We start from the raw sequence: 5,252 nt of genomic DNA on the forward strand, positions 1-5,252 counted from the left end.
GCTGATACGGCGGACGATGGGGCAGTCCGCAGAACAAAAGCGTAGGCTAAATTCAGAGACACGCGCTACATTGTTTACTAGAGCGCTAACAGGCGTTGGATGGCATCCGGGTACCAAGCGGTGGCTGGCAACCGGCGTTATTCGAACAGGACTATAGGCAAGGGATGCGCGCTAACCGGCGTTCTTTGTTACGGAGCCTGCGATTGGTGAAATCCGGCGGCGGTGCCGACTAAAATGGGCTTATAAACCGTTGAATTAGACCGCCGACGATCGGCGAAGCTCGGCCATTACATGAGCCGCGATTATCATCCAATCTCAATCGATCAGGTGACCTGCGGCTCAGTTGACGGTTAGGTCTTTGGCGAGCAAAATGGCAGCGTTAATGCGTGGTGACTGGCGATATTCCGTCAATATTTTGGGTTGATATGTTCTTCGAGTATGGGGGGCGGTATCGCGCAATATTTGAATATGTCAAGGCAGAGAGCGCCAAAAGGTAGATGGTGAATACCCCAATGCCGTTATTGACGAATATACTCTGGCCTGATGAAATTAAAATAACGTTATTGAGCACTGGAATAGTCATAGTATGAACGAGCTGATTGAGAGCCGAATTACTCACAACCCGCTGCAATGCGGTGGCAAGCCTTGTATTCGCGGTATGAGAATACGGGTCAGTGACATCTTACAAATGCTGGCGGAGGGCGTCAGCAATGAGACCATTCTGCAAGACTACCCGGACCTAGAACTCGCTGACATCCAGGCCTGTCTTTTCTACGCGGCCCGACGAGCCAACCTTGAACGACTGGTCGCATGATTTTTTGGGTTGACGCCCAACTACCGCCTAACCTGGCCGATTGGCTACGCTGGACATTCAAGGTTGAGGCGTATGCCCTACGTGAACCGGGGTTGCGCGATGCCGACGATCTGGAGATTTTCGAGCGCGCTCGGCAAGAGGGTATCGTTTTAATCAGCAAGGACAGTGATTTTGTAGAATGACTATTGCGTCAACCACCCCCACCGCAATTACTTTGGGTCACCTGCGGTAATACGACTAATCAGCGGTTACAAGCATTGTTCAACGAAGTTTTTCCACAAGCCCTGCAATTGTTGGTTGAAGGTCATGCGGTTATGGAATTGGCTGATAAGTCCTGAAGTTATATTGGTTTTATGAATGCTCGTTATCGGCTAAAAGCCAACAAAATGTTGATTGCTGCTGTATTCCGCGTGTTTGAGCAGTTGCCGCACTTCGGCCGTCGTCAACATCACTGGCAGTCCGCGCGGCTTTTTCGAGCGATCGAAGCCATCCAACCAAGGCAGTTGAACAGCCAACACATCGCTAGACAAAAACAGAATGGCGGACAAAGCCTGATTTTGCGTGGAGCTGGAGCCATGCCGCTCGGTTGCCAGATAGGTCAAGAACCGTTCGACTTCGGCCGCTCACATCTTCGTCGGATGACGCTCGGCGTTAACAAAATAAATTGCTTAATCCAGTAGACGTAAGTATCCTCGGTACTCAGACTGTAGTGCTTGAAACGAATTTTATCGCGTACCTGATCCAGTCGTTTTTTAGCGGTGCCAATGTCGTATTTGTTTCCATAACATGTCCCGTTAGCCCGAGCGAATTCTTTCAAAAACAATAGCTTGCCATCATGAAAAAAGGATTATACGACATAATGCTCTGGATTATAGGACAAGCGATGTCGTATACATTACGTTAGGCATCATGCGTGATTTAGACGAACTCCTGCTGAAGGCGGCTACAGAGGGCGACTTTGCGGCAGCCAGCGCGTCTCTTTGTCGCGGCGCATCGAAAGATGCTACGACGGATTTCGGTTTCACCGCCATGCATGTTGCCGCGACGGCTGGTCACCTGCTGATCGTCCGGTTGCTGATCGACGCAAGAGCTGATGTTAACCGCCGCGACCGTTATGGCATTTCTCCTCTACACCAAGCCATCGGTTGGCCTAAAGTCATGGAAGCACTGCTCGACGCGGGCGCAGACGTTGACAGTGCCACGACACAGGGAGTTACTCCCTTGATGAGTGCGGCAGCCTTTGGAGAGATGGAGTCGGTGCGCCTGCTATTGGTTCGCGGAGCGGATCTGAATCGGCGAGACGATAGAGGCTCAAGTGCCGCAGATGCCGCCGGCGAAAAGGGCGAAGACGAGATCTTCTCCCTCCTCGACGGGCTTGAGCACAAGCCGATCAACTTTGGGGGTGGCGGGTGATGCCTAACCCGGCGCTCAACCTCGCTCCCTTTGGTCGCTGGACGCTGCGCGATAAAGCCGCGCAGCGCCGGTTAGCTCTACGTTATGCGGAGGAGATGAGCCTGTGGAAGTAACTTCCCTCGCTGAAAACTTGTATTTCACAACTGTCCGAATCAATACGGTCGACAAAGATGGCGTCGCTGGTTCAGGCACTGGCTTCTTGTTCGCTCACAAGCACGAGGACAAAGAGTGGCCGTTCATCGTCACAAATAAGCATGTCGTTGCCGATTCCGTAAAGGGCGGCGTCACGTTCATTCGGGGCACCGAGAACAAGCCAACACTTGGCGATTCCTTTCGGGTTGATTTCGACAATTTCCCATCGCATTGGCACGGCCATCCAGACGCAGAAACGGACATCACAGTTACCCCATTGGTGCCTCTCGTTGAGTTTATGAAAACTCAAGGAGTGGAAGTTTTCTACCGCACTGTTAGTACCGAGCACTTGCCATCGCCTGAACAGGAAAAGGAACTTGATGCCATTGAGGAGGTAGTTTTTGTCGGCTATCCGAACGGAATTTGGGACAGTAAGAATTTCACACCCATCCTTCGAAAAGGCACAACCGCAACGCCAATCGCAATTGACTATGAAGGGAAGAAGAAGTTTTTGATTGATGCCTCAGTCTTCGGCGGGTCAAGTGGAAGCCCCGTATTCATTTACCAGTCGGGTACCTACGGCACTAAGAACGGCCCAGCGAAGGTGGGCATCAAGTTCTTTTTCGTTGGCGTCGTTGCCGCCGTTTACTTTAAGACCGCCGCTAACGACATCGTCAGCCTACCAATACCAACACGCACAAAGGATGTTGCGATCGACAAGGAAATGATTGACCTCGGCATCGTGTTCAAGGCCGAAACCGTAGTTGAAACAATTGAAGCATTCATCGCGAAATGGAAAACCGCATAACCCGGCAGTCCACACGGACGCTGCGCGATAAAGCCGCGCAGCGCCGGTGACTTCTACGTTATGAGTCTCCACGCTGAAAGCATGTACGAAATATCTTTGACGGAAGGGCTCGGACCAGTCAAATTCGGTATGTCACCCGGTATCGTCAAGTCACTATTAGGGTCTGAGTTGTGCTACGAAGATTGGATGGGTGGGAACCTAGAAAACTTTTTGTATTACAAGGGTCTCTTGATAGGGTTTTGTGGAGAAATTGACGACCATCCAACCGACAGTTCGTTGGTGTGTATGTTTCTGGTTAAAACGTCCCATCCATTAAGTCTTTGGGGACAAAAAATTTCTAATGCAAAAATGGAAGACATTGAATCATTACTCAAAGTGAAAGCGATAAAGTGCAAACTACTTCAGAGTGGCGTCTTACAGTGTGTTGATCAAGAGCTTCAATTTTTATTTGATAGTGACGGCCATTTAGATGAGGTGTATTTTGCGTTTAAATACTCATAACACTTCGCTCCAGCCGACGTCAGGCCGCGATGCGGCCTTCCTCGGCTGAGCTTGGCGTTAGGCATAGAAAGCTACAGCATGAGTCTTTGGTTTATTCCTGTGATCGGTACAATAATTGCCATTGCTTTTGGTCGCTATATTTATCGACCAAGCTGGGAATATCTACGCAACCGAGTGCCTGACAAAAAGCTATGGGTTGAAATATATTCATCCAACGACTTACCAGTGGTAGAGGACGCACTAGACGATATTAAAAATGCTTTTTTACTGCGAAACGATGACGTTTTTCGTCTACGCCCCAACGATCTGCTTCTTGATATCTATAATGCAGCCTATCCACATAAGTGGGCTGACACCCTTGAGTTCGAGACGCTAACTTTATCTCTCAAGAAAAAAGGTATTCCAGAAAAAGCGCTTGCTGAGTTAACAAATCCAACCGTTGGGGACATCATAAATCTGTGCCTAACCTTGCATTCGAGAGGGACTGGCTGCGCTAGCCCCTCAATTTAACGTTAGACGCCTATGCCCGCAATCTCCGAAACGCTCGCAAAGTGGGAACAATCACTCTGTCCAAGGGTAGAGGTTTCGGGCCTTGTCGCTCGGAATCATGTTGCACACAAGTGGAAGGCGCCATTTCGAAGCCTTGTCCTTCGCGAAACGACCTTCTGGCGTATTAACGACTTGCTTACGCAGTCGTATGAACTGCACATCAATCATCGTGCTCTCGGCGCACGTATTCTCCTGAGAAGCGCATTCGAGACGCTTGCTGTCTTAATTCATCTGAACCAACTTACGGCACAAGTGCTGGAAGGCACGCTCAGTTTTCACACACTTTCGAGGAAAACCACGCTTCTATTACTCGGCTCCAGAGACAAAACAACGAGGCACGAGGCAATAAGCATCGTCACCGTCTTGAGCAAGCACTGTGAAAGAACATACCCTGGCATCTCCGACTTGTACGCATCGCTATGCGAAAGCGCACACCCAAACTTTGAAGGCATGTGCTTTGGGTACTCAAGAGTTGACCACGAAGCCCATGCCTCAGAGTTTTCAAACAACATGTGCGAGATGTACGAAGAAAGACATCTCTCGGCAATGGAACTCTGCGCCGCTGTCTTTGAGCACGAATACAACACAGTTTGGCCGAATCTATTTACGCGCTTGGAAGCATGGGTCGAAGAGAACGACGGTAGCTTGGAGGCAACCAAAGAATGAAACCGGCGTCTAACCTTGCGCTCAACACGGACCGCCTGCAAGCTGCGCTTGCAGGTTCCCTCCGGCCTTCGGCCTCCGACGGCCGGTTAGCTCCACGTTATGCGTCCTGACCTTGGCTCCCTTCTACCGGCTGGCAAGCCCGCGTAGCTCCGATTAGCGATAGCGTAATCGGAGGGATGTTGACCTCGAAATGTGCGATTACGCAAGCTAATCGCACCTACATTTTCAATGGCAGCTCGGTAGGTCATGCAGTCGAGTCTCTCCGACCACACCATCAAACGCGGCGGACATTTCCGCGATCGACGGCCGATACGCTCGGCTCATTCCGGTTCATCGGAATTTAATCCTTCGTAAGCGATCTTTGAAGGA

Annotated in this window: 9 protein-coding genes; 7 read left to right on the plus strand and 2 right to left on the minus strand. The window is 50.4% G+C overall.

Features of this window, described 5'->3' with window-relative positions; translation table 11 throughout:
* The first annotated feature begins 586 nt into the window (after positions 1-586).
* Positions 587-814 carry a DUF433 domain-containing protein gene (locus A1355_RS08660; protein WP_064027060.1) on the plus strand — a complete coding sequence of 76 codons (228 nt, stop codon included), beginning with the start codon at positions 587-589 and terminating at the stop codon, positions 812-814.
* Complete coding sequence (locus A1355_RS25675; protein ID WP_197471753.1) at positions 811-996, plus strand: DUF5615 family PIN-like protein; 186 nt, start codon at positions 811-813, stop codon at positions 994-996. Before A1355_RS08660 ends, A1355_RS25675 begins: the two co-directional genes overlap by 4 nt.
* A 189-nt stretch (positions 997-1,185) precedes the next feature.
* Here the strand turns inward: A1355_RS25675 and A1355_RS25680 are convergent, their stop codons facing one another.
* Positions 1,186-1,416: a hypothetical protein gene (locus tag A1355_RS25680; RefSeq protein ID WP_064027062.1), complete on the minus strand. Its 231-nt coding sequence runs from the start codon at positions 1,414-1,416 to the stop codon at positions 1,186-1,188.
* A complete protein-coding gene (locus A1355_RS26490; RefSeq protein ID WP_331710118.1) occupies positions 1,413-1,637 on the minus strand; it encodes a phage integrase N-terminal SAM-like domain-containing protein in 225 nt (74 codons plus the stop codon). Before A1355_RS26490 ends, A1355_RS25680 begins: the two co-directional genes overlap by 4 nt.
* 86 nt (positions 1,638-1,723) lie before the next feature.
* Here A1355_RS26490 and A1355_RS08675 point away from each other — a divergent pair, with 86 nt between their 5' ends.
* From A1355_RS08675 to A1355_RS08695, 5 genes are all read left to right on the plus strand, one after another.
* Complete coding sequence (locus A1355_RS08675; protein WP_064027065.1) at positions 1,724-2,227, plus strand: ankyrin repeat domain-containing protein; 504 nt, start codon at positions 1,724-1,726, stop codon at positions 2,225-2,227.
* Positions 2,228-2,330: 103 nt separating this feature from the next.
* On the plus strand, positions 2,331-3,167 hold the full coding sequence (locus A1355_RS08680; RefSeq protein WP_064027067.1) for a trypsin-like serine peptidase: 837 nt from the start codon (positions 2,331-2,333) through the stop codon (positions 3,165-3,167).
* 81 nt (positions 3,168-3,248) lie between these two features.
* Entirely contained in the window at positions 3,249-3,668 is a 420-nt protein-coding gene (locus A1355_RS08685; RefSeq protein WP_157197807.1) for a hypothetical protein, read from the plus strand.
* Positions 3,669-3,746: 78 nt separating this feature from the next.
* Positions 3,747-4,178, plus strand: a complete 432-nt coding sequence (locus A1355_RS08690) for a hypothetical protein (RefSeq protein WP_139306324.1) — start codon at positions 3,747-3,749, stop codon at positions 4,176-4,178.
* 12 nt (positions 4,179-4,190) lie between these two features.
* Positions 4,191-4,883 carry a hypothetical protein gene (locus tag A1355_RS08695; RefSeq protein WP_064027073.1) on the plus strand — a complete coding sequence of 231 codons (693 nt, stop codon included), beginning with the start codon at positions 4,191-4,193 and terminating at the stop codon, positions 4,881-4,883.
* Positions 4,884-5,252: the final 369 nt, after the last annotated feature.

The organism is Methylomonas koyamae, from assembly GCF_001644025.1.
In the GTDB taxonomy this organism is placed as follows: domain Bacteria; phylum Pseudomonadota; class Gammaproteobacteria; order Methylococcales; family Methylomonadaceae; genus Methylomonas; species Methylomonas koyamae_A.